Genomic DNA, 2,900 nt, shown 5'->3' on the forward strand with positions numbered 1-2,900 from the left:
GTGCATGCGCGGGCCGTTGCCGCCGGTGAGTGCGGTGTCGTGAACTGTCTGTTTGCGGTGCATCCACGCGGCGTAGGTGACGCCGTCGGCGTCCTTGATGTCTTCGGAGACGCGGAAGCCAAGGTCCTCCAGGTAGGCCCGGCCGCGGGGAACGTCGGGGGTGACCTGGTTGAAGTGGTCCAGGCGGACCAGTTCGCCGGCGGAGTAGAGGTCGTAGCGCTGGGTGAGGCGTTCGACGTGCTCCACGTCGTAGAAGAATTCGTAGGGGAACCCCAGCGGGTCCTCGACACGGACGGAGTCGCCGACGCCCTTGGTGAAGCCGTCCTTGCGGCGTTCGGTGCGGCAGCCCAGTTCCTTGTAGTACGCCTCGGCGGCGTCCACTTCGGCGGGGGACTTCACCCGGTAGGCAAAGGCGGCGACGGCGGCGATGGGTCCCTTGCGGAGCACCAGGTTGTGGTGGATGAACTCCTCCAGGGAGCGCAGGTAGATGTTGTTCTCATCTTCCTCGGTGACGTGAAGGCCCAGTACGTCGACGTAGAACTCACGCGACTTGGCGAGGTCGGTGACAACGATCTCCATGTAGGCGCAGCGGACGATGTCTGGAGCCGGGACAGTGGGGGTGGGGACGAAGTTGGTCATGGTCTTCTCTCTTCTTTGAAAGGGGTTGGGGAAAGGGTTAGCTGTCGCCGGAAGCTGCAGCGTCTTCGACGCTGCCGAACTTGGGCGAGTGGGCCTCGTTGAGGGTGATCTGCACCGACTGCTGGGTGGTGTAGAAGTCGACGGAGCGGTAGCCGCCCTCGCGTCCGAGGCCCGAGGCCTTCACGCCGCCGAACGGGGTGCGCAGGTCGCGCACGTTGTTCGAGTTCAGCCACACCATGCCTGACTCAATGGCGTGCGCAAAGTTGTGCGCGCGCTTCAGGTTCGAGGTCCAGACATAGGCAGCGAGGCCGTACTTGGTGTTGTTCGCGAGCTCCAGCGCCTCTTCGTCGGTGTCGAAGGGGGTGATCGCCACGACGGGGCCGAAGATCTCCTCTTGGAAGATCCGGGCGTCCGGGGCGACGTCGGCGAACACGGTCGGTGCCACGTAGTTGCCCGTGGGGAAGCCGTCGGCACGACCGCCGCCGGCCAGGAGCCGGCCCTCGGACTTGCCGATCTCGATGTAGCTCATGACCTTTTCGAAGTGGTTCGGGTGCACGAGCGAGCCGACCTCGGTTGCGGGATCGCTCGGGATGCCCACTACGATGTTCTTCGCGCGCTCGGCGAAGCGAGCCACGAAGTCGTCGTAGATGTCGCGCTGCACGAGCACACGGCTGCCGGCGGTGCAACGCTCGCCGTTCAGGCTGAACACGCCGAAGACGGTGGCGTCGAGCGCGGCCTCGATGTCGGCGTCGGCGAAGACGACTGCCGGGCTCTTGCCGCCGAGCTCAAGCGAGAGGCCCTTGAACTGGGGGGCGGCTGCGGTCGAAATGGTGGCACCGGTCGAGCTGTCACCGGTGAAGGAGACGAGCGGCACGTCTGGGTGCTTCACGAGGTAGTCGCCCGCGACGCCGCCAGACCCGAAGATCAGGTTGAAGACTCCGTCGGGCAGGCCGGCCTCGCGGAAGATATCGGGCCACAGTACGGCGGAGAGCGGGGTGTAGCTCGCCGGCTTCAGGACGATGGTGTTGCCGGTCGCGATTGCCGGGGCGAGCTTCCAGGACTCCTGCATGAAAGGAACGTTCCACGGCGTGATGAGGGCGGCGACGCCGATCGGCTTGCGGTTCACGTAGTTGAGTTGGCGCCCTGGCACTTTGAACGCGTTGTCCTCCTGCGCGACGATAAGGTCCGCGAAGAAGCGGAAGTTCTCGGCGGCGCGTCGGGCCTGGCCCTTGGCCTGGGTGATTGGGAGGCCGGAGTCGTAGCTCTCGAGGTAGGCGAGTTCGTCGTCGCGCGATTCGACAATGTCGGCGATCTTGTGCAGGACGCGCGAGCGTTCCCGGGGCAGCATCTTCGGCCACGGGCCTTCCGTGAAGGCCCGCTTGGCGGCGGCAACGGCGAGGTCGACGTCTTCCGTCTGGCCCGCCGCAACCGTGGCGTAGTTCTGGTTGGAGACTGGGTCCAGCACGTCGAAGGTCTTGCCGGATACCGAATCAACGAACTGGCCGTCGATGAAGTGCTGGAGGTGGGTAGGCAGGTTTTCCGGAATGTAGTGCTTGGCTACTGTTTCTACAGGAGTCGTCATCTTTGAGGTCCTAACTGTGATCTAGGTGCTAGTTGGATTGGGCAAGGTATGCGTCGAGGGTGGCGGAGCGGTGGAGCCGGGCGGCCTTCTCGATCGTGTCGGCGTCGGCGCCGTTTTCGATGAGCTGCAGGAGCGCCTCGTGTTCGTCAACGGAGTCGTGGGCGCGTCCCGGGACGAAACGGAAGGTGGATGACCGCAGCGAGGCGAGCCGGTTCCAGCCCCGGTGGACGAGGTCCAGGATGTGCGGGTTGGGGCAGTGCTCGAACAGGACGCTGTGGAAGTCCTGGTTGAGCCGGGTGAAGCGGACGGGGTCGAAGTGCTGCAGGCACTCGCGCATTTCCTCGTTCACGGCACGCGCCCGGGCAATATCGGGTTCGCCGATCAGGGGTGCGGACAGTGCTGTGGCGGCGCCTTCGACGATGCTGAGGGTCTGCATCGTGTAGAGGTATTCGGTGGGGTCGATTCCGGACACGGTGGCGCCGACGTTCCGTTCGAACTTGACCAGTCCTTCGGCTTCGAGCCGGCGGATGGCTTCGCGGACGGGCACGACGCTGACGCCCAGGTCGTCGGCGATTTTGGCGAGGACCAGCCGGTAACCGGGCGTGTAGGTGCCGTCCACGATCCGGGCTTTGACGGCCGTGTAGGCCTGCTCGGACTTGCTGCCGGCCGACTTGCCGGC

General features: G+C 65.2%; 3 protein-coding genes. All 3 read right to left on the minus strand.

The window, feature by feature from the left end; translation table 11 throughout:
- A partial coding sequence (locus AB0N24_RS27430) for a VOC family protein (RefSeq protein ID WP_364131734.1) occupies nt 1-639 on the minus strand: 639 nt, incomplete at its 3' end.
- A 37-nt stretch (nt 640-676) separates the two neighbouring features.
- Nucleotides 677-2,221 (minus strand): 5-carboxymethyl-2-hydroxymuconate semialdehyde dehydrogenase, encoded by a 1,545-nt coding sequence (gene hpaE, locus AB0N24_RS27435; RefSeq protein WP_364131736.1) that lies wholly within the window; start codon nt 2,219-2,221, stop codon nt 677-679.
- 28 nt (nt 2,222-2,249) lie between these two features.
- The coding region (locus AB0N24_RS27440; protein WP_364131738.1) for a GntR family transcriptional regulator at nt 2,250-2,900 on the minus strand (651 nt) is incomplete at its 5' end.

The sequence above is a fragment of the Arthrobacter sp. NPDC093128 genome (assembly GCF_040683875.1).
Classification (GTDB): Bacteria; Actinomycetota; Actinomycetes; order Actinomycetales; family Micrococcaceae; genus Arthrobacter.